Below are 25,309 nucleotides of genomic sequence, written 5' to 3'. Positions count from 1 at the left end.
GGTGGTGGCTCAGGAGTGGACGCCCGGTGACGTCGTGCTCGGCCTCTACGAGGTGCTCGACGTGGTGCACAGCGGTGGGATGGGCGTGGTGCACCGGGTGCGGCACTGCGGCTGGCAGGTCGACATGGCCGTGAAGACGCCGCGTCCGAAGTACGTCCGGAATCCGGAGGACCGGCGCCGGTTCGAGGACGAGGCCGGCACCTGGGTGAACCTCGGGCTGCACCCGCACACGGTCGGATGCGCCTATGTCCGCACGATCGATGACCTGCCCCGGGTGTTCGCCGAGTGGGTCGACGGGGGCAGCCTGGCCCAGGCGGTTGACGGCGGGCAGCTCTACGAGGGCGGGGACGAGGCGGCGCTGGCCCGCATCCTCGACATCGCCGTGCAGACGGCGTGGGGCCTCGCGCACGCGCACGAGGCCGGGCTCGTCCACCAGGACGTCAAGTCCGCGAACGTGATGCTCGAACCGGACGGCACCGCCAAGGTGACCGATTTCGGGCTGGCCAAGGCGCGAGCCGCGAGCGAGAGCGGCGAGAGCGGCGCGGCGCCGCCGCCCGGCCTTCCGGTGTCGGTCAGCTTCGGCGGGATGACGCGTGCCTACTGCTCCCCGGAGCAGGCCGCGGCGGCCGCGGGGGACCGGGGCGTCCGGATCACGGCGGCGACCGACGTGTGGTCGTGGGCGGTGACCGTGCTGGAGATGTTCGCCGGACGGCCGCCGACGCGCCGCGGCCAGGCCGCCGGGGAGGCGCTGGAGGCGATCCTGGGCGACGGCGGCGCGCGGGTGCCGGTTCCGCCGGCGGTGGCGGCCCTGCTGCGGCAGTGCTTCGCCCTGGACCCGGCGGCCCGGCCGGACGGTTTCGGCGGACTCGCCGCCACGCTCGCCGGGCTGTACCGCGAGATCCTCGGCGTCCCCTACGAGCGGCCCGTGCCCAAGGCGGCGCGGCTGCTGTCGGACGGCCTGTCGAACCACGCGCTGTCGCTCCTGGACCTCGGCCGGACCGAGGAGGCCGAGGCGCTGTGGCGGCGGGCGCTCGGCACCGACCCCTACCACCTGCCGTCGGTCTACAACTCCGGCCTGCACCGGTGGCGGACGGCGCAGGAGACCGGCGAGGAACTCGTCGCGCACATCGAGGCCGCGATCGCCGCGAGTGGCGGCCCGGCCGGATACGGTGCCTTCCTCCTCGGCGCCGTCCAGTTGGAGCGGCACGAGGACGAGCGCGCCGGGGACCTGCTGCGCGAGGCGGTCGCCGCCGACCCCGAATCGGCGGACGCCGCCGCTGCGCTGGCCGAGTGGGAGCGCCGCCCGCCGCGGATCCACGCGGATTTCGACGGCCACGCCCGCGGAGGCGGCGGCCGCGTCCGCGACGACGTCGAGGCGGTCGCGGTCAGCGCGGACGGCGGGCTCGTCCTGTCCGGTGACCGCGCGGGCAGGCTGCTGCTGTGGAAGCCGGGGCGGAACCGGCCGCTGCGCGTCCTGACCAGGCGCGGGGAGGAGGTCACCGCCCTGGCGATGGACCGGGCCGGCGGGTTCGGGGCCGCGATCCGGGGCGGCGGCGTCGAACTGTGGGATCTGGAGCGGGGCCGCCGGCTGCCGGGTCCGCCGCGGCGGCCCGGGGCCGTCGCCGTGGCCGTGAGCGGCGACGGCCGCCGCGTCGCGGTGGGACATGCGCGCGGCATGATCCAGGTGTGGGAGGCCGGCGGGCCGCTCGTCGCCACCCTCGACGGCCACACCGGGCCGGTCACCTCGCTGGCGCTCGGCGAGGACGGCCGGACGGCCCTGTCCGCCTCGCTCGGCTTCCACCACGACGGCACCGTCCGCGCCTGGGACGTGGCGGGCGGCGTGTGGGTCCGCGCGCTGATCGGGCCCGTCCGGGGAACGCTGCACGGCAGGCCCGTGCACACCAGCCCGATGGACGTCGGGGCCGTGTCGCCCGACGCGCGGTACGCCGTGGTCGCCTGGTCGCCGGGGCCGCTCGCGGTGTGGGACGCGTGGCGGGGCGCCGTGGTCAGCGAGGCGCCGCACTCGTGGCGGCACGTGGAGTCCGTGGCGCCCGCGGCGGCGGCGCCGACCGTGGTGACCGTGGCGGACGGCGGCGGCGAGGTGCAGGCGTGGGACGCCTCGACCGGCCGCTGCCTGCGTACGCTCGACCGGGACCTGCCGCGCGATGCCGCCTGGGCGAACGCCCTCGCCGTCAGCGCCGACGGCCGCGTCGCGGTGCTCGGCCTGCCCGGCGGACGCGTCGCGGTCCGGCCGCTGCCGGACGGCGGGTACCGGGCGCCCTGGTGCTACGCGCGCCCGCGGCCCGCACCCGAGCTGACCCGGGCGGAGGAGGCGTTCCAGGAGCTGATGGGCCGCGCCGACGAGCTGGCGGCCCGGGAGTGGTTCCCGGCCGCGGCGGAGGTGCTGCGGTCCGCGCAGCGGATGCCCGGGTTCGACCGCCATCCGGCGCTGCGGGCGGCGTGGGCGCGGCTGGGCGGGCACGGCCGCAGGTCCACCCTGCTGAGCGCGTCGCCGCTCTACTCCTACGACGCGGACGAGGTGTTCACCCAGCCGCCGACCGTGGCCGTGCGGGAGGACGGCGCCGTCGCGGCGACCGGCCGGTGGACCGGCGAAGTGGACATCTGGGACCTCGCCGCGGGCGAGCGGCTGCACACCTTCGACCACGGCGAGGGCGGCAGCGCCGGGGACACCCGGTTCGCGGCGGGCGGCATGCTGGTCGTGGTGCTGACGTCCGCGGGCACGATCCGGCGCCTGAGCCTCGAAACGGGGAGCAAGTACCTGTTCACCGACGAGTTCGGCGCCATCAGCGCGTTCGCGCTGAACCCGGCGGGCGACCGGATCCTCATCGGCGACGCGACCGGCACCCTGCGCCTGCGGGACCTGCCCGCGGGCGACATCCTGCGGGCGTGGCCGGCGCACGGCGGCAAGGTCCACGCGGCGGCGCTCAGCGCCGACGGCCGGTACGCGGCCACCCTCGGAAGCGGGCACCCGGATGCGAACCGCTTCGGCGGACCGTCCAACGAGAACGAGATCCACCTGTGGCGGCTGGGGGAGGACCGCCCCGCGTGGACGCTGCCGTCGCGGACGTCCGGCGAACGACTCGACTTCAGCGCCGACGGCCGGACCCTCTTCGTCTCCCAGAGCCTGCACGTCGGCGCGTGGGACGCGGGCACCGGGGAACTGCGGTACTCCGTCCTCGGCCGGGCAGCGGGCGGCCTGTCGGACGTCCACGTCGTCTTCGGCGCGGACGGACGGCTGGCGGCGACCCCGGATCGGGACGCGCTGCGCGTCTGGGAGACCGCCACCGGGGAGGTCGTCCGGACCCTGCCGATGCCGGAGACCCCGACCGCGTTCGCCCTCAGCGCCGACGGGGCGTTCGCGGTCGCCGGCGCGGACCGCGCGGTCCGCGTGTGGGACGTCCGATCCGGCCGCTGCCTGCGCACGCTGGAAGGCCATCAGGGGTCGCTCTACCAGGCGTCGCTCAGCCGCGACGGCACGATGCTGGCCACCGTCGACCTGCGTCCGGCCATGTGGGTGTGGGAGTTGGCGTGGGACTTCGACTTCGCGCCCGGCGCCGCCGACTGAACGAGACGCGTGCGGGCCTTTGCGTAGGCGGTCTCCCAGTTGAGCGTCACCCCGCGGTGCCGCCGAGGTCGACCTGCAGCCACTGCGGGTCGCTGAACGCCGACGACCAGCGGGTGCCGCTGTCCCCGTCGACCGCACTGGACGCCGGGAAGGCATTCGATTCCTGTGACGATGCCGTGGCGGTCCGTCCTTGGGCGAGGTCGGCGGCCGAGCAGGTGTCACCGCCGCCGCCCGACGGCGGGCTCCATTGCTGCTGCGGCGATCCGGTGCAGGGCTCGATGTCGAGCGCCGCGCTGTCGCCGCGAGGCGTGGTGGTGGTCGGAGTGCGGGCCCCGGGTAATTTGGTCACGGTTCTTGACCGTCACGAATCCTTACTATAGTGTCGTTCCCAGTTGATCCCGCGACCGGCGGGGATCGGACGAAGGAGACACGTCATGGGCACCACCGGCTTCGACTACGCCATCACCCGCACCCTGGACGCCCCGGTCGGCAGGGTCTGGGACGCCTGGACCGACGCCGGCCAGTACGCCGAGTGGGCGAGCGCCGAGGACGTCGTCCTGGACGTCCGCCCCGGCGGCGCGTGGAGCTCGGTCATGGTCATCCCCGGCGGCGCCCGCGTCCCGCTGACCGGCTCCTACACCGAGGTCGTGCCGAACGAGCGCCTGGTCATGGGCATGGACGTCCCCGGCGCCGACGAGCCCGTCCTGATGACGCTCGCCCTGGCCGCCGACGGCGACCGCACCGAGATCACCCTCTCCCAGACCTTCGACTCCGCCGAGGAGCGCGACCAGGCCGAGCAGGGCAGCACCATGCTCCTCGACGGCCTCACCGCCTTCCTCGCCGCAGCCTGAGCACACCTCCCGGACGCGAAACCCGTGCGCACGCGGGGCGCCGAGCATCTCGGCGCCCCGCGTGCGCACGGGTGTGAACGGCCCGCCGGGGCGGAGGCGTCAGGGCAGGGGGACGACGTAGGGGGCGATGCTGGAGAGCTTCTCGCAGGTCTCCTCGTACTCGCGGGCGGGGGTGGAGGCGCTGACGATGCCGGCGCCGGCGCGGAGCCAGGCGCGGCCGTTCTCGCTGTAGAGGGCGCGCAGGACGAGCGCGGAGTCGAGGGAGCCGTCGTGGGAGGCGGCCACGACGGCGCCGGAGTACATGCCGCGGCGGTCCTCGAGGCGGGTGATGGCCTCGATCGCGTCCGGCTTCGGGATGCCGGACGCGGTCACGCCGGGGAAGAGGGCGTCCAGGGCGTCCCAGGGGGAGCGGTCCAGGGCGAGGACGCCGACGGCGCGGGAGCCGAGGTGCTGGACGCTGCCCCGCTCCTTCACGGTCATGAAGTCGGTGACCTGGACGGTGCCCGGGTCGCAGACGCGGTGCAGCTCCTCCAGGGACGTGCGCACCGAGACGGCGTGCTCGAAGACCTCCTTCGGGTCGTTCTCCAGCTCGCGGCGGCTGCGCGCGTCGGTCTCGGCGCCGGCGCCGAACGCGCGGGTGCCGGCGAGGGGCTGGGTCATGACGCGGCCGTCCGCGTCCACCGTCGCGAGGACTTCGGGGCTGAACCCGGTGGCCTGGAAGCCGCCGAGGTCGAGCAGGAACGAGCGGGCGGGGGTGTTGGCCTCGCGGCCGCGCGCGTAGGTCGCGATGACGTCGACCGGATGCTGGATGTCCAGCCGGCGGGACACGATGACCTTCTGGTAGCGGCCCTCGCGGATCTCGGCGACGGCCGCGGCGACCGTGGCGCGGTAGGCGTCGCCGTCCACCCGGACATCGACGGGGGAGGGGGTCCCCGCGACCGGGCCGGCCTCGGCGAGGAGTTCGGCCACCCGGTCGGCGTCAGGGCCGCTGATGTGCGCGCGGCCGCCGGCGACGCTGACCTCGGTGCGCGGGACGATCAGGTGCGCGAGCCGGCCGGTGGGGCGGGCCGCGGCGAACTCGAAGGCGATCCAGCCGTAGGCGTTCCAGGCGGGCAGCGGGGCCGCGGCGAACGCGTCGCGGAGCGCATCGGCCGGGCGCCCCGACCAGGGCCGGGTGGACGGGGGGCCGTCCGGCCAGCGGGTCCGGACGGCGCCGGCGTCCAGGACGACCTCGCCGAGCACGCCGCCCGCGAACGTCCACGCGCCGGGCCGCTCGTAGACCACGTAGTCGGCGAACAGGCCGGATCCGGCCAGCCGGGCCATCGCGGCGAGGGGCTCCGAGGGGCATTCCAGCACGAGCTCCGTGGGATTCGCATCAGCGCGCAGACCGATGGACAAGGCAGCCAACTCCCTTTCGCGGCCGGAAGATCAAGTTAGGTAAGGCTAACCTTGTGTGAGCGTCATAGGCAAGGCTAACCTAACTCGCGATCATGACGGTGGACGAGAGGGCGGGCGTGCAGACGACGGCGGCGCGGCGGCGCGAACTGGTGCGGCGGATGATGGCCGAGGCCGGGCTGGGGTCCGGCGATGCCGGGATCACCCCCCGCGGATCGGACGGGCCGGCACCGCTGTCCCACGCGCAGCAGAGCATGTGGCTGCACCACCGCACCTTCCCGGACAGCCCCGCCTACAACGTCTGCCTGCTCGTCCGCATGGAGGGGCCGCTCGACCCCGGTGCCCTGCGCGAGGCGCTGCGCGGCCTGATCCGCCGCCACGCCGTCCTCCGCACGACGTACACGGAGGACGGCGCGGAGGACGGCGCCGAGGGCGCTGCGGAGGCCCGGCCGGTGCAGGTCGTCACGGACGACGACACCCTGGAACTCGCCCCGGTTCCCTGCGCGGACGCCGAGGCGCGGGCGGCGGAGCTGGCGGCGATCCCGTTCGATCTGCGGAACGAGCGGCCGATCCGGCTGGAACTGCTCGGGCTCGGTGAAGGCGAGCACGCGCTGGTCCTGGTCGTCCACCACATCGCGTGGGACGGGATGACCTGGGGGTCGCTGTCGCGCGACCTTTCCGCCCTCTACCGCGCGGCCGTCACCGGTGAGCCGGACGGCCTGCCCGCGCTGGACGTCCAGTACGCCGACTACGCGGAGTGGGAGCAGCGGCGTCCCGCCGACGAGGCCGACCTCGCGTACTGGCGCGAGCGCCTCGACCCGCCGCCCGCGCCGCTCGACCTGCCGGCCGACCGTCCGCGCGGCGCCGTCCCGGACGAGCGGGGCGGACGCCGCGCGCGGCGGTTCGACGACGCCGTGACCGAGGGGATGCGGAAGCTCGCCGCCGAGGAGAACCTCACCCCCTACATGGTGATGACGACGGCCTACGCCGTCCTGCTGCACCGCTACACCGGCGCGGACGACATCGCGATCGGGTCGGCGGTGATGAACCGGGAGCACGCCGGGATCGAGCGGCTCGTCGGCAACTTCGGCAACACGCTCGTGCTGCGGACCGACCTGTCCGGCGCGCCGACGTTCCGGGAGGCGCTGCGGCGCACCGGCCGGACGGTCGCCGAGGGCTTCGCGCACCAGGCGCCGCCCTACGACCGGGTCGTCCGGGAGCTCCGCCCCGCGCGGGGACGGGGCAGGTCGGCGTTCTTCGACACGATGCTGCTCTTCCTCGCCCAGGAGATCGGCGAGCTCGACCTGCCCGGCATCGCCTCGAGCTGGACGCACGTCCACAACGGCACGACGCATTTCGACCTGTCGCTGGAGGCGTTCGTCCGGCCGCAGGGCATGACCGTCGAGGCCACGTTCCGGCGCGGGCTGTTCGACGACGAGCGCATCGACGCGCTGCTCGTCCACCTGGAGACGCTCCTCGGGGACGCGGCCGCCGACCCGGACCGCCCCATCGGCGCCCTCGACATCATGGACGCCGGCGAGCGCGCTCTCATCGAGGCCGCCAACGCCACCGAGCGGCCGGTCCCCGAAACGGACGTCGTCGCGCTGTTCGCGGAGCAGGCCGCCCGCACGCCCGGCGCTGCGGCCGTCGAAGCCGGGGCGGAGTCCCTCACCTACGCCGAACTGGACGAGCGGTCGTCGGCGCTCGCGGCGGAACTCCGCGCCAGGGGCGCCGGAGCCGAGAGCGTCGTCGCGCTGGCGCTGCCCCGCACGCCGGATCTCGTCGTCGCGCTGCTGGGCGTCCTGAAGGCGGGCGCCGCGTACCTGCCGCTCGACCTCGACCACCCCGCCGACCGGCTCGCCTACATGCTGGACGACGCCCGGCCCCTCTGCGCGGTCGCCGCACCGGAGACCGCGCGCCTCCTCCCGGACACGGCGGACCTCCTCGTCCTCGACGGCCCCCTGCCGCCGAAGCCCGCGCCCGCCGGCGGCATCGGCGCCGACCAGCTCGCCTACGTCATCTACACGTCCGGTTCGACCGGACGGCCCAAGGGCGTGGCGATCCCGCACGGCGCGCTGGCGAACTTCCTGCTCGCGACCCGCGCGCAGCTGGGCCTGGCCGCGGGGGACCGGCTCGTCGCGGTGACGACCATCGCCTTCGACATCGCCGCCCTGGAGCTGTTCGTGCCCCTGATCAGCGGCGCGACCGCCGTCCTCGCCGACCGGACGGCCGTCCGCGACCCGGCCGAACTGGCCGGGCTGCTGAAGGACGCCACGGTCGTGCAGGGCACCCCCTCGCTGCTCGGCACGCTCGACCCCGCCGCGCTGACGGGGCTCCGGGTGCTCGTCGGCGGCGAGGCGCTGCCGGCGGCGCTCGCCGAGTCGCTGCGGGCCGAGGCGGCGCTCGCGACCAACATGTACGGGCCGACGGAGGCGACGATCTGGGCGACGTCCGCGGACCTGCCCGCGTCCGGCATCGGCGGCCCGCTCTGGAACACCCGCGCGCACATCCTCGACGCGCGGCTCCGCCCCGTGCCGCCGGGCGTGCCCGGCGAGCTGTACCTGGCGGGCGCGCAGCTGGCCCGCGGCTACACCGGCCGCCCCGACCTCACGGCGGAGCGCTTCGTCGCCGACCCGTACGGGCCGCCCGGCTCCCGCATGTACCGGACGGGCGACCTGGCGCGCCGCGCCCGCGACGGGTCGATCGAGTACCTCGGCCGCACCGACGACCAGGTGAAGATCCGCGGGTTCCGGATCGAGCCCGCCGAGACGCAGGCGGTCCTCGCCGCGCAGCCGGGCGTCGACCAGGCGGCCGTCGTGGTCCGCGAGGACCGCCCCGGCGAGCCGAGGCTCGTCGGCTACTACGTCCCGGCGGAAGGCGCCGCCGACGCGGACCTCCGGGGCGCGCTCGCCGCCGCGCTGCCCGAGTACATGGTGCCGTCCGCCCTCATCGCCCTCGACGCGCTGCCCCGCACGGTCAACGGCAAGCTCGACCGGGCCGCGCTGCCCGCGCCCGAGGCCGGCGTCTCCGGCCGCGCCCCGCGCGACGCCCGCGAGGCGGCCCTCTGCGCGATCTTCGCCGAGCTGCTCGGCGCCGAGGGGATCGGCATCGACGACGACTTCTTCGCGCTCGGCGGGCATTCGCTGCTCGCGACCCGCGTCGCGGCGAAGGCGCGCGCCCTTTTGGGCGCGGAACTGTCCATCGCGGATGTGTTCGAGGCCCCGACCGTCGCCGCCCTCGCGCCCCGGCTCGTGAAGACCGACGTGGTGCGGGTGCGCGATGTCGAACGCCCCGAGGTCGTCCCGGCGTCGGCGGCGCAGCGCGGGCTCTGGCTGGAGGAACGGCTGCGCGGCCCGTCCGCGTCCTACGCGCTGCCGCTCGGCCTCCGCCTCCGCGGCCCGGTGGACGAGGAGGCGCTCGGCGCCGCGTTCGCCGATGTCGTCGCCCGCCACGAGGCGCTGCGCACGCTCCTCGTCGAAGGACCGGACGGCCTGCCCGTCCAGCACGTCCGGGAACCGCACGCCCGCCTCACCGTTGTTGACGCACGAGGCGAGACCCCGGAGCGCGTCGCGGCCATCGAGCGGGACGCCGCCGCGCACGCCTTCGACATCGGCCGCGACCTGCCCGTCCGCGGCACTCTCGTCCGGACCGGGGACGACGAGCGCTCGCTGATCCTGCTCCTGCACCACGCCGCCGCCGACGAGTGGTCGTTCACGCCGCTGCTCGCCGACCTGGCGCGCGCCTACGAGGCCCGGCGCGGCGGACGCGAACCCGACTGGGAGCCGCTGCCCGTCCAGTACGCCGACTACGCGGCCTGGCAGCGCGACGCCGCGCCCGACCCGGCCCCCCAGCTCGACTTCTGGGCGGAGGCGCTCGCCGGACTGCCCGAGGAGACGGTCCTGCCGCTCGACCGGCCGCGCCCGGCGGAGGCGAGCCACCGGGGCGGGCTCGTGCCGTTCCGGCTCCCGGCCGCCGCGGTCCGGCGGCTGGCCCGCGACACCGGGACCAGCGTGTTCATGGTGCTGCACGCCGCCGTCGCCGCGCTGCTCCAGCGGTCCGGCGCCGGCGACGACATCGCGTTCGGCTCGCCCATCGCCGGACGCGCCGACGAGGACCTCGCCGGCCTGGTCGGGGTGTTCGTCAACCCGCTCGTCCTGCGCACCGACCTGTCCGGCGACCCGGCGTTCGCCGAGCTGCTCGACCGGGTGCGGGCCGCCGACCTCGCCGCGTTCTCGCACGCCGACGTCCCGTTCGAGCGGGTCGTGGACCGGCTCGCCCCCGAACGCTCGCTGGCCCGCGGCCCGCTGTTCCAGGTGATGATCGTCCACCAGCGGCTGGACGACGTGCGCCTCGCGCTGCCGGGCGTCCGCGCCGAGCCGTTCCTGCCCGAGACCGGCGGCGTGAAGTTCGACCTCGACCTCTACTTCGCCGAAGGCGACGACGAGATCGAGGGGTTCGCCGCGTTCGCCGCCGACCTCTTCGACGCCGCCACCGTCGAAGGACTCCTGGACGGCCTCGGCGACCTGGTCGCCCAGGTCACCGCCGACCCCTCACGGCGGCTCTCCTCCCTCGGCGCGCCCGTTGAGCACCCCGACACGGCCCGCGCCTTCCCGGACGAGACGGTCGCCGCCCTCATCGAGAAGCAGGCCGCACGGACCCCGGACAAGGCCGCCGTCGTCTTCGGCGACACCGTCCTCACCTACGCGGGCCTCGACCGGCGCGCCGAGGCGCTCGCCGACCGGCTCGCCGCCGCCGGAGCCGGCCCGGAGAGCGTCGTCGGGCTCGCCCTGCCGCGCTCGGACGAGTTCGCCGTCGCGCTGCTCGCCGTCCTCAAGACGGGCGCGGCCTACCTGCCGATCGACCTGTCGCACCCGCCCGCGCGCGTCGAGGCGATGCTGGACGCCGTCCGGCCGCTGCTCGTCCTCGGCCGCGACGCGCCGCCCCCGGACGCGCCCCGCCGCGTCCGCCCGGACCTCCGCCCCGACCACCTCTCCTACGTGATCTTCACGTCCGGGTCGACCGGGACGCCGAAGGCCGTCGCCGGCACCCAGCGCGCCCTCGCCAACCGCCTCGCCTGGGGCGCGGACCTCGCGGCGCCCGGCGTCCGCGTCGCCAAGTCGTCGCCCGCGTTCATCGACGGCACGACCGAACTGCTCGGCGGCCTCGCCGCCGGCGACACGGTCGTCATCGCCGACGAGGCGACCGCGGCCGACGCCGTCGCGCTCGCCGACTTCATCGAACGGCACCGCGCCGGGCTCGTCACGCTCGTCCCGAGCCTGCTCGCCGCGTTCGCCGAGAACGGGCTGCCGCCGTCCGTCACCACCTGGATCAGCAGCGGGGAGGCGCTCCCCGCCGCGCTCGCCGAGCAGGTCCCCGGCCGGCTGGTCGACCTGTACGGGTGCTCGGAGGCCGCCGGCGACAGCCTCATCGCGGAAGCGGGGGGACTGACGCCGATCGCCAACACCCGCGCCCACGTCCTCGACGCCGCGCTCCGCGAGGTCCCCGTCGGAGAGCTGTACCTGGCGGGCGACGGGCTCGCGCGCGGCTACCTCGGCGACCCCGCCCGCACCGCCGAGCGGTTCGTCGCGAACCCGTTCGGCCCGCCCGGCTCCCGCCTCTACCGGACCGGCGACCGCGTCCGGCGCCGCCCGGACGGCGGGCTCGACTTCCTCGGCCGCACCGACGACCAGATCACGATCCGCGGCTTCCGGATCGAGCCGGGCGAGGTCGAGGCCGTGCTCGGCGCCCAGCCGGGCGTCCGGCGGGCCGCCGTGGCCGCGCACGGCTCCCGCCTCGTCGGGTACGTCGTCGGCGACGCCGGCACCGGGGCGCTGCACGAGGCGCTGCGGAGTCTGCTGCCCGGCCATCTCGTTCCCGACGACCTGGTCGTCCTGGACGCGCTGCCGCTGAACCCGAACGGGAAGGTCGACCGGCGCTCGCTCCCCGAACCGGGGCGGCCCGCCGGCGGGCGGCCGCCGTCGACCGAGCCGGAACGCGTCCTCGCCGCCCTCGCCGCGAGCGTCCTCGGCCGCGGCACGGTGGGCGCCGACGACGACTTCTTCCGCACCGGCGGCGACAGCATCGGCGCGGCGCTCCTCGTCGCCCGCGCCCGCCGCGCCGGACTGTCCTTCACCGTCCGCGACGTCTTCCGCCTCCGCACGGTCGAGCGGCTCGCCCGGACGGCCGCGCCCGCCGCCGGCGCCGTCGCGGCGCGGCCCGCCGGACCGCTCGGCGAGCTTCCGCTCTCGCCGCTGCAGGAGGGCCTGCTCTTCCACCTGATGCTCGCCGGCGAAGGCCGCGACATCTACGTCCAGCAGGCCGTGGTGGAGCTGTCCGGACCGGTCGACCCCGGCCGGATGGCGGACGCGGCGCGCGCCGTCCTGACCAAGTTCCCGAACCTCCGCGCCGGGTTCCGGACGGACGGCGACCGCGCCGTCCAATTCGTCCCCGGCGAATTCGACGCGCCCTGGACGCACGCCACCGTCGCCCCCGAGGACCTCGAAGCCTTCATCGACGCCCAGCGGGCGGAACCGTTCGACCCGGGCGAGCCGCCGCTGATCCGGTTCGCGCTGGCCACCCTCGCCCCCGATGACCACCGGCTGATCCTGACCTCCGAGCTGATCCTGCTGGACGGCTGGTCGGGCGGCCTCCTCGTCACCTCGCTGCTCGACTCCTACACCGACGCCGCCGCGGAGGCGGCGCGTCCCGTCCCGCAGTTCGGCGCGTTCCTCGACTGGGTCGGCACCCGCGACAAGGCCGCCGCCGTGGACGCCTGGCGCCGCGCCCTCGACGGCTTCGACGAGCCCGCCCTCGTCCGCCCCGGCCTGGTCGACCGGCCCGCCGACCTCGCGGACGCCGGGGAGGTGCGCCGGCCGCTCCCACCCGCCCTCGCCGAACGGCTCGACGCCGTCGCCCGCGACCGCGGCGTCACCCCCGGCACCCTCTTCGAGACCGCGTGGGGCCTGGTCCTGATGGGCCTGACCGGACGGGACGACGTCGTCTTCGGCGCCTCCGTCTCCGGACGCCACCCCGACGTGGACGGCGTCGAATCCATGGTCGGCCTGCTGTTCAACACCGTCCCCGTCCGAGTCCAGGCGGGCCCGGCGGACCCGCTGGCGGACGTGCTCGACCGCGTCCAGCAGGCGCGGTCCGAGCTGTTCGACCACTCCTACGTCGCGCTCGCCGACGTCCAGCGCGCCACGGGTCTCGGGACGCTCTTCGACACGCTGTTCGTGTTCCAGAACTTCCCCGGCATGCCGACCGGCCGCGGCTTCGGGCCGGACGGCGACCTCCGCGTCCTCGGGCGCGAGGTCCGGGACGCCACCCACTACCCGATCACGATGGTCGTCGAACCCGGCACGGGGCTGCGCGTCATGTACCGGCAGGACGCCTTCACCGGCGCCGAAGCCGAACGCGTCACCGACCGCTACCTCAGCGTCCTCCGCCGGCTCGCCGACGACCCCGGCGCGACCTTCCACCGCCTCGACCTCCTCGTCCCCGAAGAACACGAGGCGCTCCGCCGCGACTGGGACGGGGCGCGGCATCCCGTCCCCGAGGTGACGGTCGCGGAGCTGCTCGCCGAACGCGCGGCGGAGCGGCCCGGAGACCTCGCGCTCGTCTCGCTTCCCGACGTGCGCCTCACCTACGGGGAGCTGAACGCCGAGGTCAACCGCCTCGCCCGCCTCCTCATCGCGAACGGCGCGGGCCCGGAGCGGGTCGTCGCGCTCGCACTGCCCCGCTCCGCGCAGATGGTCGTCGCGCTGTTCGCCGTCCTGCGCACCGGCGCCGCGTACCTGCCGCTCGAACTCGACTACCCGGCCGACCGGCTCGACTACATGCTCCGGGACGCGGCCCCCGCCTGCCTGGTCTCGCACCGCGACATCGCCGCCGGCCTCGCCTTCGCCGGCCCGACCCTCGCGCTGGACGACCCGGAGACCGCCCGCGCCCTCGCCGGCCTCCCCGGCACCGACCCGACGCCCGGCGAACTGCGGGACTTCGCGCCCGGCACCCCGGGCCGGCTCGACCACCCCGCCTACGTCATCTACACGTCCGGCTCGACGGGACGGCCCAAGGGCGTGGTGACGCCCTACCGCGGCCTCACCAACATGCAGTTCAACCACCGCGCCAACATCTTCGACCCGGTGGTCGCCTCGGCGGGCCGCCGCCTCCGCATCGCGCACACCGTCTCGTTCTCCTTCGACATGTCGTGGGAGGAACTCCTCTGGCTCATCGAGGGCCACGAGGTGCACGTCTGCGACGAGGACCTGCGCCGCGACGCCGAGGCGCTGACCGCCTACCTCCGCCGGCACCGCATCGACGTCATCAACGTGACCCCCACCTACGCCCAGCAGCTCCTCGACGAAGGGCTCCTGGACGGCGGGCACCGGCCGCCGCTCGTCCTCCTCGGCGGCGAGGCCGTCCCCGCCTCCGTGTGGGACCGGCTCTCCCGGGCCGACGGCGTCCTCGGCTACAACCTGTACGGGCCGACCGAGTACACGATCAACACGCTCGGCGGCGGGACCGAGGACAGCGCCACCCCGACCGTGGGCAAGCCGATCTGGAACACCCGCGGCTACGTCCTCGACGGCCGGCTGCGGCCCGTCCCGCCGGGCGCGCCCGGCGAGCTCTACATCGCGGGCGCCGGCCTGGCGCGCGGCTACCTCGGCCGCGCCGACCTGACCGCCGAGCGCTTCGTCGCCGACCCCTTCCGCACCGATCCCTCCGGTGGCCGCATGTACCGGACGGGCGACCTCGTCCGGGTCCGCGCGGACGGCAACATCGACTTCCTCGGACGCACCGACGACCAGGTGAAGATCCGCGGCTACCGGGTCGAGCTGGAGGAGGTCGAGACCGCGCTCGCCGCCGAACCCGGTGTCGGGCAGGCCGCGGTGGTCGCCGCCGGCACCGGTGTCCCCGGCGTGAAGCGCCTCGTCGGGTACATCGTCCCGGACGGCACCCGCGAGGGCGCCGCCGAGGAGCAGCTCGCCGAGTGGCGGCAGATCTACGACGCCGAGTACACCGAGGTCGGCACGGTCGTCCACTCCGAGGAGTTCGCCGGCTGGGACAGCAGCTACGACGGCGCCCCCATCCCGCTGGACGACATGCGCGAGTGGCGCGGGACGACCGTCGACCGCATCCGCGCGCTCCGCCCCCGCCGCGTCCTGGAGATCGGCGTCGGCGCCGGCCTCCTGCTCACCCGCCTCGCCCCCGAGAGCGAGGAGTACTGGGGCACCGACTTCTCCGAACCCGTCATCAAGAAGCTCCAGCACGACCTCGGCCCGGACTCGGGCGTCCGGCTGAGCTGCCGGCCCGCCCACGACACCAGCGGCCTGCCCGAGGCGCACTTCGACACGATCGTGATCAATTCGGTCGTCCAGTACTTCCCGGGGGCCGCCTACCTCCAGGACGTCATCGCCAAGGCGATGCGCCTCCTCGCCCCAGGCGGGCGGCTCTTCATCGGCGATGTCCGCGACCTGCGGACCGTCCGCCACCTGCACGCCGCGATCCAGCTCGGACGCGGCGCCGCCGCCGACCTGGAGGCCGTCGAGCGCGCCGTCCGCCTGGAGAAGGAACTCCTCCTCGACCCGGCGTTCTTCACCGCGCTGGACGGCCCGACCCGCGTGGACATCCTCACCAAACGCGGCACCCGCCACAACGAACTGACCCGCCACCGCTACGACGCCGTCCTCCACAAGGACGCCCCGCCCGCCCCGGAGACCCGGCACATCCCCTGGACCACCCTCGACGGATTCGTTGACCTGCGGCGTGTTGTTGTTTTGGAGGCGCGCATAACAACAACACGCCGCAGGTCAACGGGGGAGACCGGGGCGGTGCGGGTGTGGGGGATTCCCGACGCCCGGGTGTCGGGGGAGGTCGCCGCGCTGCGGGTGCTGCGGGACGGCGGCTCGGCGGACGACGCGCGGCGGGCGCTGGCCGCGCCTCCGGAGGGGATCGAGCCGGAGACGCTCCGCGCGCTGTTCCCGGACGTCGTCCTCACGCCGTCCGAGCAGGCCGGATGCTTCGACGCCGTGTTCGGCGGGGGAGCGGCGTGCCTTCCGGCGGAGCCGGGGCGCGCGCCCGCCTCGTACGCGAACGACCCCGTCGCCGCGCGCGACCGCGGGGTGCTCGCCGCGCGCGTCCGGGAGAGCCTGAAGACCCGGCTGCCCGGCTACATGGTGCCGAGCGCGATCATGACCCTGGACGCGCTGCCGCTCACGGTCAACGGCAAGCTCGACCGGCGCGCCCTCCCCGACCCCGGGCAGGGCGGCCCGCGCCGCGCCGGCCGCCCGCCGCGCACGCCCGTCGAACGGCTGCTGTGCACCCTGTTCGCCGAGGTGCTGGACGCGCCGGGCGCCGGCATCGACGACGACTTCTTCGACCTCGGCGGCCATTCGCTGCTCGCGACGCGGCTCGTCGGCCGCGCCCGCGCCGTGCTCGGCGCCGAGCTGGCGATCCGCGACCTGTTCGAGGCGCCGACCGTCGCCGAGCTGGCGGAGCGGGTCCACCGCGGCGCGGGCGCGGAGCCCCGGCCGGCCCTGGAGCCGAGGGAGCGGCCCGCGCGCATCCCGCTGTCGTCCGCGCAGCGCCGCCTGTGGCTGCTCGACCAGCTGCTCCGCGAGGACGACGGGCCGCGCGGCGCCTACCACCTGCCGCTCGCGGTCCGGCTGCGCGGCGACCTCGACCTCGCGGCGCTCGAAGCGGCGATCGGCGACGTCACCGCGCGGCACGAGAGCCTCCGGACGGTCTTCCCCGAGCATGACGGCACGCCTTACCAGCTGATCCTCGACCCGGAGGAGGCGCGTCCCGCGCTGGAGGTCGCGGCCTGCCCGCCCGAGGAGGTCATCGCGCGGCCGTTCGACCTGGCCGCGGACGTCCCCTTGCGCGTCGCGGTGTTCCCCGAGGGGGAGCGCGAGCACCTGCTGCTGGCCGTCTTCCACCACATCGCGTTCGACGAATGGTCGTTCGGCCCGTTCGCCCGCGACGTCGCCGAGGCGTACGCGGCCCGCCTGGACGGGAAGGCGCCGGCCTGGGAGCCGCCGCCCGTCCAGTACGCCGACCACGCCCTGTGGCAGCGGGAGCTGCTCGGCGACCCGCTCGACCCCGGGAGCGTCCACGCCCGGCAGCTCGACCACTGGGCGCGGACGCTCGCCGGCCTCCCGGAGGAGATCCCGCTGCCGGTGGACCGGCCCCGCCCCGGCACCGCCGGGCAGCGCGGCGGGACCCACACCGCCGACCTGCCGCCCGGCCTCACGCGCAGGCTGCGGCAGATCGCGCGCGACGCGAACGCCAGCATGTTCATGGTGTGCCAGGCCGCCGTCGCGGCGCTGCTGCACCGGACGGGCGCCGGCGACGACATCCCGCTCGGCAGCCCCGTCGCGGGCCGCACCGAGGAGGCCGCGCGCGACCTCGTCGGCTTCTTCGTCAACACGCTCGTGCTCCGCGCCGACGTGTCCGGCGACCCCGCGTTCACCGAGCTGCTCGCCCGCGTCCGGGACGCCGGCCTCGCCGGGCTCGCCAACCAGGACCTCCCGTTCGAGGCGGTCGTCGAGGCGCTGCGGCCGCGCCGCGTCCCCGGCCGCAACCCGCTGTTCCAGGTGATGGTCGGCTACGAGAACCAGGGCGCCGGCGACGTCCGGTTCCCCGGCCTGGAGCAGCGGGAGGCGCTGTTCGGGCCGGGCGCGGCGAAGTTCGACCTGGACTTCATCTTCCGCGAGGCGGCGGACGGCCTGCGGCTGATCGTCGACTACTCCGCCGACCTGTTCGACCGGGACACCGCCGAGGCGCTGGCCGGCGGCCTCATCCGGCTGCTGGAGGCCGTCGCGGACGATCCCGGCGTCAGGGTCGGTGCGCTCCCCGCCGTGCTCACCGCCCGCGCCGTGACCGCGGCGGAGGCGGCCCCGGCGGCGGCGCGGAGGGACGGCGAGCGGGAGGCGGTGCTGTGCCGCATCTTCGCCGAGGAGCTCGGCGTCCCGCACGTCGGGCCGGACGACGACTTCTTCGACCTCGGCGGCCACTCGCTGCTCGCGATGCGGCTCGTCCGGCGGATCAGGCGGGAGCCCGGTTGCGCCGCGCTGAAGATCGCGACGCTGATGGCCGCGCCGACCGTCGCCGGCGTGCTGGCGGAGCTGGGGTGAGGTGCCTCATACCGCCGCACCCATTGCAAGGTTAGGTGAGGCTAACCTAAGATCCTTGATCAGTCACCCCCGAAGAACCCGGAAGGACACCGGTCCTCTATGCGCACCATGATGCGGCGCCTCGCCGCGACCGCCGCGCTCGTCCTGAGCGTCGGCACGGTCGCGGCGTGCGGCGGCGACGACGAGCCCGCCGGCGGCTCATCCGGCGGCACGGCCGCCGGGGCGTTCCCGGTCACGATCACCCACAAGCTCGGCACCGCGAAGATCGAGTCCGCGCCCGAGCGCGTCGTCGCGCTCGGCGAGGTCGACCAGGACACGCTCCTCGCGCTCGGCGTCACGCCCGTCGGCATGGCCGAGCTCACCGGCGTCCAGCCCGACGGCCTGGCGCCCTGGACCGCGCCGAAGCTCACCGGCGGGAAGCCCAAGCTGCTGAAGGCCGGCGAGGCCGGGTTCAACCTGGAGGAGATCGCGGCGCTGCGCCCCGACCTGATCCTCGCGGGCGGCGACTTCTACATCGACAAGGAGTACGACAAGCTCTCCAAGCTGGCGCCGACCGTCGCCTACCAGACCGGCCCGGCCGAGGACTCCTGGCAGCAGATCGCGCTGCAGGCCGCCAAGGCCGTCGGCAAGGAGGCCGAGGGGCGCACGCTCGTCGGCGAGGTCGACACGAAGATCGCCGGCGTGAAGGCCCAGTACCCGCAGCTGCAGGGCAAGAGCTTCGCGTTCACCAGCGTCTTCCCCAACGGCAACATCGGCGTGATGAAGTCCAAGGACGACACCAGCGTGAAGATGCTGGAGCAGTTCGGCATGGTGCTGCCCGAGCAGATCGCGAAGCTGCCCGGCGACGGGTTCGCCGCCGAGCTGAGCATGGAGAAGATCGGCGTCCTGGACGTGGACGTCCTGCTGAGCCACTACAACGACGACCCGGCCACGCAGAAGAAGATCGAGGGCAACAAGCTGTTCGCCGACCTCGCCGTCGTCAAGCGCGGCTCCTACGTGCCGCTCGACCTGAAGGCGTTCTGGCCGCTGCGCACCCCGACCCCGCTCGCCGTCCCCTACGTCGTCGGCGACGTCGTCCCGAAGATCGCCGAAGCCGCGGGCAAGGCGAAGTCCGCCTGATGCCGGAGGAGCGCATGGAGCCCCGCGTCCACGACGTCATCGGGATCGGCTTCGGCCCGTCCAACCTCGCGCTCGCCGTCGCGCTCGACGAGGCGCGCGAGCGGGACGGCGGCGGCGTGGACGCGGTGTTCTTCGAGAAGCAGCCGGAGTTCGGGTGGCACCGGGGCATGCTGATCGACGGCGCCACCATGCAGGTCCACTTCCTCAAGGACCTGGTGTCGCTGCGCAACCCCGCCAGCCGGTTCTCCTTCCTCGCCTACCTGCACGCCCGCGGACGGCTGGTCGACTTCGTCAACCACAAGACGATGTTCCCGACCCGGGTGGAGTTCCACGACTACCTCGAATGGACGGCGGCCGCGTTCGCCGACCGCGTCCGCTACGGGACGGAGGTCGTCGCGCTCCGCCCCCGCGACGACGAGGTCCTGGAGGTCGTGGTGCGCCGGGACGACCGGCTGGAGACGCACCTCGCCCGCAACGTCGTCATCGGCGTGGGCCTCGAACCGTCGCTGCCCGAGGGCGTCCAGGCGGGCGAGCGCATCTGGCACACCGAGGACCTGCTCACCCGGCTGGGCGAGCGCGGGGACTGGAACCCGCGCCGGCTCGTCGTCGTCGGCGCGGGGCAGAGCGCCGCCGAGGCCGTCGAGTACCTGCACCGCGCGTTCCCGGAGACCGAGGTCTGCGCGGTCTTCGCCCGGTACGGGTACTCGCCCGCCGACGACAGCTCGTTCGCCAACCGCATCTTCGACCCGGCGGCCGTCGACCACTACTACGCGGCCCCCGACGACGTGAAGCGGATGCTGTTCGAGTACTCGCGCAACACCAACTACTCCGTGGTGGACCTCGACCTCATCGACGAGCTGTACCGGCGCGCCTACGCCGAGAAGGTCGCGGGCGCCGAACGGCTGCGCATCCTCAACGCCTCGCGGCTGCTGGACGTCCGCGACGGCCCCGGGGGAGTGCGGGTCACCGTGGGCTTCCTGCCCACCGGCGAGACCGCCGACCTGGAGGCCGACGCCCTCGTCTACGCCACCGGCTACCGCGAGCGCGACCCGTTCGACCTGCTCGGCGAGGCGGGCGGCGACTGCCTCGCCGGGCCGGACGGGCGCCCCGTCGTCGAGCGCGACTACCGCATCGCCACCCGCCCCGGCCGCGCCTGGAGCGTCTACCTGCAGGGCGCGACCGAGCACAGCCACGGGATCGCCTCGTCGCTGCTGTCCATGACCGCCGTCCGCACCGGGGAGATCGTCCGGTCCATCGCCGGACGCTCCGCCCGCATCGTCCAGGAGGCCCGATGACCAACCCGTTCGACGACGCCGACGCGCAGTTCCGGGTCCTCGCCAACGCCGAGGGGCAGCACTCGCTGTGGCCGGCGTTCGCCGACGTCCCCGCCGGGTGGACGACGGTCTTCGGGCCCGAGTCCCGGTCCGACTGCATCGGCTACGTCACGGCCAACTGGAAGGACATCCGGCCGCGCAGCCTCGCCGGCTGACCCGGCCGGCCGCCGGACCCGGGGCGGGCGGCGTCCCCCGCGCCGCCCGACCTCCGGTTCGTCAGCCCGCCGGCAGGGACGGCCGCGCCGCGAAGAACCGGCCGATCATCGCGCTGGCGTAGGACGGCCACTCGTGCCCGCCGCCCTGCTCGGTGCACAGCGCGACGAGCAGCGCCCCCGGCCCGGTGCCGACGCAGCCGTCCGGGCCGCCCGGGACCGGCCACGACAGCGCGCCGAGGCCGTCCACCCAGCGCCAGAACTCCATGACGACCTGGACGGCGAAGAACGGGAAATGGACGTCGGCGTCCATGTTCCCGCCGCCCGTGTACGGGACGGACGGGTCGAGCGTCCCGTGGAACGCCAGCACCGACACCGGCCCGGACGGCGTGCAGCCGATGGCGAGCGCGCCCGACACCACGGCGATCCCGGCGAGCCGCTCCGCGCGCTGGCACGCGTACCGGTAGGCCATGCCGCCGCCGTTGGAGAAGCCGGTCATGAACACCCGGCGCGGGTCGGCGACGCCCTGCCGCACCAGCGTGCCGATCAGCGCGTCGAGGAAGGCCATGTCGTCGATGCCGGCCCAGCGGGCGAACGAGCAGCAGGCCCCGGCGTTCCACGTCCCGAGGAACCCCTCGGGATAGGCGACGGCGTAGCCCTGCCGATCGGCGACCTCGTCGAGCCCGCTCTGCTCGCGGACGTACTCGGGGTCGTTCAGGCCGCCGTGCAGGGCCACGATCAGCGGCAGCGGCCTCCCGGCTCCGGTGCCGGGCGGGACGTGCAGGAGGTAGGGGCGGTCCCAGCCGCCCATGGCGATGGTGTGCCTCGTCGTTCCAGGGGCGTCCTCGGACGCCCCGGCGGGCAGGGGGTGGGCGGTGAGCGCGGCGAGCAGGGCCACGATCATCGCCGCCCGCGCGGCGATCTTCATAGCGCCGATCTAACGCCCGCCGCGCCCGCACGGCTACGCACCCGCGAGCGGAAAGGACCGGTGCTTTTTCGCGCTCCGGTGCGTAATAACGGGATCTCCTACGAGCCGGATCCGGAGCCGGTCTCCGCCGCCTCGGTGACCTCCGCGTCCGCGTCGCCCCGGCCCGCGCGCGCGTCCACCTCGGCCTGGCCGCGCTCCGCGGTCGCGAGGTCGCGGTGCGCCAGGGTCAGGACCGCGATGCCGGCGACGATCACGCCGGCGCCGATCGCGAACGGGACGTGGATGTTGGTGTGCTCGACGAGCCGTCCCGCCGCGTAGGGGGCGAGGCCGCCGCCGATGAACCGGACGAACCCGTACGCGGCCGACGCCACCGGCCGCTCCACCGGGGAGACCATCATCACGGCCTGCGTGGTCAGCGTGTTGTTCACGCCGATGAAGACCCCCGCGACGATCACCGCGGTGATCAGCACCGCCTGCGACTCCACGAAGATCGCGATCACCAGCACGTTCACCGCGAACAGGGCCAGGTTGCCGTACAGGGTCCGGGCCAGCCCGAACCGGCGCTGCAGCCAGGGCGCGCCGAACACGGCGAACACCGCGACGAGCAGCCCCCACCCGGTGAACACCAGGCCCAGCTTCATGGCGCTCAGCCGCATCGGGAACGGCGCGTACCCGAGGACGGTGAAGAAGCCCCAGTTGTAGCAGAGCGCGGTCAGGCTCATGACCAGCAGGCCGCGGTGCCGCAGCGCCCGGATCGGGTCGAGGACGGAGGTCTTGCGCGCCGGTTTCGGCTGCGGCCGCACGAGCACCGCGGTGGCGAGCAGCGCGATCGCCATCAGCGCGGCGACGCCGTAGAAGGGGCCGCGCCAGCTGATGTCGCCGAGCAGGCCGCCGAGCAGCGGCCCGACCGCGATGCCGAGCCCGAGCGCGGACTCGTAGGCGATGATCGCGCCGCCGAGCCCGCCGCTCGCCGACGCCACGATGACGGCGAGGGACGTGGCGATGAACAGCGCGTTGCCGAGGCCCCAGCCGGCCCGGAAGCCGATGATCCCGCCGATGCTGCCGGACGTCCCGGCGAGCGCGCTGAACACCACGATCAGCGCCAGGCCCGCGATCAGCGTGCGCTTGGCGCCGATGCGGCTGGACACGAAGCCCGTGACCAGCATCGCCACGGCCGTCACCACGAGGTAGCTGGTGAACAGCAGCGTGACCTGGCTGGGGGAGGCGTTCAGGTCCGAGGAGATCGCGGGCAGGATCGGGTCGACGAGCCCGATGCCCATGAACGAGATGACGCAGGCGAACGCGACGGCCCAGACGGCCTTCGGCTGGCGGAAGAGGCTCTGCGAGGCCGCCCGTTCGTCGGTGACTGGTTTCATTCCTGCTCTCTGCCGGTCGTCGTGTCGGGGACGCCGAGGGCGGCGCCGGCCAGCCGGTCCAGGGCCGGCAGCGCGGCGGCGATCGCCTCCCGGTCGGCGGCGGGCAGCCCGGCGAGCAGCTCGGCCAGCCGCTTCGCCTGTGCCGCGCGCCGCCGCGCCAGCTCGGCGCGTCCCGTTTCGGTGAGGTGCACCGCGACGACCCGGCGGTCACCGGGCAGCGCGCGGCGCTCCGCCATCCCCTCCCGTTCGAGCCGCGACACCAGCTGGGTCATCGCGGGCTGGGTGACGCCCTCGAACGCGGCCAGCTCGGTCACCCGGCGGGGGCCGAACCGCTCCAGGGTGGCCAGCGTCGACACGGTCGTCATCGACAGGTCGCGGGGCAGGGAGAGCGAGCGCATCAGCGAGTAGACGCGCCCGAGCCCGGCGGCCAGCTCCAGCTCGCCGGCAGGGGACGGCGAATCCATGCGTTCCGGTGTATCACAGACTTATATGTTTGCCAAGCTAAGTATCTGGCGCCGGCCGGGGACGCGGCGAGCCCCCGGCCGAGGGGAGGGCCCGGCCGGGGGCTCGTGATCCGCGATGGTCCGTGCGGGTGCGGCGGTCAGTCCTCGCCGAGGGCCGCCAGCTCCTTCTCGATCGCGCGCTGGTGCGCCTCGGCGTCCTCGCGGGCCCGCTTCGGGCTCCAGCGCCCCGTCATGACGAAGATGAACGGCAGGAAGACGAGCTGGCCGCCCAGGCAGACGTACCACCACGTCCGCCACTGGCCGGGGCCGTCCTCCGACGCCTTCTGCACCTCGGCTCCGTGCTCCTTCAGCACCGCCAGCTGCGGCTGCGCCTTCTGCACGGTCGCGAGGCCGGGCAGGCCCACCTCCTTGGCGGCGCGGGCCTGCAGCTCCGCCGGGGCCTGGCCCGCCGGGTACTTGCCCAGCTCGGCGAACAGCTGCGGGTGCCGGTTCACGATCGCGAGCGCGGGCGCCGCCTCCTCGGAGGCGGCCTGCACCTCGTGCCCGTGCTCCACCAGCGGCGTCACCGACGTCACCACCACCGGGACGAAGGCCGCCGAACCCGCCACGACGAGCCGCAGGATCCAGCCCCACACCGCGAGGCCGGTCGCCGTGGCCGCGGGGTTGTGCTTCTCGACGGTCTCGGTGAAGCCCGCCATCCAGGGCGCGTAGGCCAGCCCGCCGAACACGCCGATCGCGATGAACAGCCACGCGAAGGTGTAGTAGCCGGTGTCGGGGCGGACGGCGAGCTGCGCGAAGTACGCAGTGGCCGCGACCGAGCCGATGCCGCCGACCAGCATCAGCGGCTTGCGGACGCGGAGCCGGTCCGACAGCAGCCCCGCCACGACCAGCGCGATCGCGTTGGCCGCCCAGTACCAGTTGGCGAGCCCGTTGGTGCGCTGCTCGCTGTAGCCGAACGTGGCGGAGAAGTAGATGACGAAGTTGCCGACGGCCGCGTAGTACAGCAGCAGGTAGACGCTGATCGCGAAGGCCGAGCCGACGACGTCCACCCGCATCATCTGCCGCCAGTGGCCGGACGGCTGCCGCTCGGTGTCCAGGCCCTTGGCGCGCGCCTCGATCAGCGCGCGGTCGCGCATGCTGACCATGAGCTGGTCGCGCAGGGCCGGCGACAGCTCGCGCAGCCCGAACAGCGCGATGACGAACACCGCGAGCGCGGTGTAGCCGGAGTAGCGCAGCTCGTCCTGCCAGCTGGAGGTGTCGAGGGTCGCGCTGGTCACGGTGGTGACGACGAGGCTGCCGAGGACCGGGCCCATCGTCCAGAAGCCCATCGCGGTGGCGCGGCCGAGCTGCGGGGAGAAGTCGCGGATCAGCGCCGGGGTCGCGACGAGGACGATGCCCTCGATGAAGCTGAGCACCGCGAACAGCACCAGGAAGGTGTGCTTGTCCGGCGAGTGCGGCAGCGCCAGCACCAGCAGGCCCGCGATCAGCAGCCCGTACACGACGAGGTTCGCGCGGCCCCACCGGTCGGCCAGGCCGGCGAGCAGCGACGCGAACGCGCCGATCGCGTTGCCGATCACCGACAGCAGGATGAAGTAGCCGAACGACATCGAGAAGTGCGTCATGATCGACGTCGCGACGGCGTACTGGATGTAGAGCAGGTAGTACAGGACGATCGTGGTGACGACCACGATCGCGAGGTAGCCGTAGCGGCGCCCCGTCTCGGGGTAGTGCGGAAGGTCGCGGCGCCACAGCCGGGCGGCGGGGCCCGGTGCGGCGGCGCCCTCGGCGGCGCCCGCGTCAGTGGGCGGGGAAACGGACATGCAGGGACTCCTCCGGGCGCTGTTCTCCCCCGAGAACCGGTCCTGACCAGTGCGGCGAAGCATGCCTTCGCCTCAGCCGTGCGGTCACGTTAAACCCGTCCAGCAGTAATGGCAATAACTTCCGCCATTGAAAACCGACCAGTCGGTATG

General features: G+C 74.7%; 12 protein-coding genes. 6 read left to right on the top strand and 6 right to left on the bottom strand.

Features of this window, described 5'->3' with window-relative positions; all coding sequences use genetic code 11:
- The first annotated feature begins 4 nt into the window (after window positions 1-4).
- A complete protein-coding gene (locus tag ABFX46_RS21370) occupies window positions 5-3,586 on the top strand; it encodes a WD40 repeat domain-containing serine/threonine protein kinase (protein ID WP_346044522.1) in 3,582 nt (1,193 codons plus the stop codon).
- 46 nt (window positions 3,587-3,632) lie between these two features.
- Here the strand turns inward: ABFX46_RS21370 and ABFX46_RS21365 are convergent, their stop codons facing one another.
- Entirely contained in the window at window positions 3,633-3,935 is a 303-nt protein-coding gene (locus tag ABFX46_RS21365) for a discoidin domain-containing protein (RefSeq protein ID WP_346044520.1), read from the bottom strand.
- An 85-nt stretch (window positions 3,936-4,020) separates the two neighbouring features.
- On the opposite strand from ABFX46_RS21365, the gene ABFX46_RS21360 reads away from it, so the two are divergent.
- Window positions 4,021-4,437, top strand: coding sequence for an SRPBCC family protein (locus tag ABFX46_RS21360; protein ID WP_346044519.1), 417 nt, complete (start codon window positions 4,021-4,023; stop codon window positions 4,435-4,437).
- Window positions 4,438-4,536: 99 nt separating this feature from the next.
- On the opposite strand, the gene ABFX46_RS21355 is transcribed toward ABFX46_RS21360, so the two are convergent.
- Entirely contained in the window at window positions 4,537-5,793 is a 1,257-nt protein-coding gene (locus ABFX46_RS21355; protein ID WP_346044518.1) for a salicylate synthase, read from the bottom strand.
- Between the two features lie 134 nt (window positions 5,794-5,927).
- On the opposite strand from ABFX46_RS21355, the gene ABFX46_RS21350 reads away from it, so the two are divergent.
- The 4 genes from ABFX46_RS21350 to ABFX46_RS21335 all read left to right on the top strand — a co-directional run bounded on the left by ABFX46_RS21350 (window position 5,928) and on the right by ABFX46_RS21335 (window position 20,574).
- Window positions 5,928-17,966 carry an amino acid adenylation domain-containing protein gene (locus ABFX46_RS21350; protein ID WP_346044517.1) on the top strand — a complete coding sequence of 4,013 codons (12,039 nt, stop codon included), beginning with the start codon at window positions 5,928-5,930 and terminating at the stop codon, window positions 17,964-17,966.
- Between the two features lie 99 nt (window positions 17,967-18,065).
- On the top strand, window positions 18,066-19,085 hold the full coding sequence (locus ABFX46_RS21345) for an iron-siderophore ABC transporter substrate-binding protein (RefSeq protein ID WP_346044516.1): 1,020 nt from the start codon (window positions 18,066-18,068) through the stop codon (window positions 19,083-19,085).
- Window positions 19,085-20,380: a lysine N(6)-hydroxylase/L-ornithine N(5)-oxygenase family protein gene (locus ABFX46_RS21340; protein ID WP_346044515.1), complete on the top strand. Its 1,296-nt coding sequence runs from the start codon at window positions 19,085-19,087 to the stop codon at window positions 20,378-20,380. The genes ABFX46_RS21345 and ABFX46_RS21340 overlap by 1 nt, the downstream gene beginning before the upstream one ends.
- On the top strand, window positions 20,377-20,574 hold the full coding sequence (locus ABFX46_RS21335) for an MbtH family protein (RefSeq protein ID WP_346044513.1): 198 nt from the start codon (window positions 20,377-20,379) through the stop codon (window positions 20,572-20,574). Before ABFX46_RS21340 ends, ABFX46_RS21335 begins: the two co-directional genes overlap by 4 nt.
- Before the next feature lie 61 nt (window positions 20,575-20,635).
- Here the strand turns inward: ABFX46_RS21335 and ABFX46_RS21330 are convergent, their stop codons facing one another.
- The 4 genes from ABFX46_RS21330 to ABFX46_RS21315 form a co-directional block, all read right to left on the bottom strand.
- Window positions 20,636-21,499 (bottom strand): CE1 family esterase, encoded by an 864-nt coding sequence (locus ABFX46_RS21330; RefSeq protein WP_346044511.1) that lies wholly within the window; start codon window positions 21,497-21,499, stop codon window positions 20,636-20,638.
- A gap of 98 nt (window positions 21,500-21,597) precedes the next feature.
- Complete coding sequence (locus ABFX46_RS21325; RefSeq protein ID WP_346044509.1) at window positions 21,598-22,875, bottom strand: MFS transporter; 1,278 nt, start codon at window positions 22,873-22,875, stop codon at window positions 21,598-21,600.
- Complete coding sequence (locus ABFX46_RS21320; RefSeq protein ID WP_346044507.1) at window positions 22,872-23,339, bottom strand: MarR family winged helix-turn-helix transcriptional regulator; 468 nt, start codon at window positions 23,337-23,339, stop codon at window positions 22,872-22,874. The genes ABFX46_RS21325 and ABFX46_RS21320 overlap by 4 nt, the downstream gene beginning before the upstream one ends.
- A 137-nt stretch (window positions 23,340-23,476) precedes the next feature.
- Window positions 23,477-25,159 carry an MFS transporter gene (locus ABFX46_RS21315; protein ID WP_346044505.1) on the bottom strand — a complete coding sequence of 561 codons (1,683 nt, stop codon included), beginning with the start codon at window positions 25,157-25,159 and terminating at the stop codon, window positions 23,477-23,479.
- Between the last annotated feature and the right edge of the window lie 150 nt (window positions 25,160-25,309).

The sequence above is a fragment of the Actinomadura chokoriensis genome (genome assembly GCF_039529475.1).
Classification (GTDB): Bacteria; Actinomycetota; Actinomycetes; order Streptosporangiales; family Streptosporangiaceae; genus Spirillospora; species Spirillospora bangladeshensis.
This window is presented reverse-complemented; position numbering and strand designations above follow the sequence as displayed.

Excerpts from the sequence above, each read along its gene's own strand:
- ABFX46_RS21360 (WP_346044519.1), top strand. The coding sequence starts at position 4,021 with ATGGGCACCACCGGCTTCGACTACGCCATCACCCGCACCCTGGACGCC.
- ABFX46_RS21350 (WP_346044517.1), top strand. The coding sequence starts at position 5,928 with ATGACGGTGGACGAGAGGGCGGGCGTGCAGACGACGGCGGCGCGGCGG.
- ABFX46_RS21345 (WP_346044516.1), top strand. The coding sequence starts at position 18,066 with ATGCGCACCATGATGCGGCGCCTCGCCGCGACCGCCGCGCTCGTCCTG.
- ABFX46_RS21340 (WP_346044515.1), top strand. The coding sequence starts at position 19,085 with ATGCCGGAGGAGCGCATGGAGCCCCGCGTCCACGACGTCATCGGGATC.
- ABFX46_RS21335 (WP_346044513.1), top strand. The coding sequence starts at position 20,377 with ATGACCAACCCGTTCGACGACGCCGACGCGCAGTTCCGGGTCCTCGCC.
- ABFX46_RS21330 (WP_346044511.1), bottom strand. The coding sequence starts at position 21,499 with ATGAAGATCGCCGCGCGGGCGGCGATGATCGTGGCCCTGCTCGCCGCG.
- ABFX46_RS21325 (WP_346044509.1), bottom strand. The coding sequence starts at position 22,875 with ATGAAACCAGTCACCGACGAACGGGCGGCCTCGCAGAGCCTCTTCCGC.
- ABFX46_RS21320 (WP_346044507.1), bottom strand. The coding sequence starts at position 23,339 with ATGGATTCGCCGTCCCCTGCCGGCGAGCTGGAGCTGGCCGCCGGGCTC.
- ABFX46_RS21315 (WP_346044505.1), bottom strand. The coding sequence starts at position 25,159 with ATGTCCGTTTCCCCGCCCACTGACGCGGGCGCCGCCGAGGGCGCCGCC.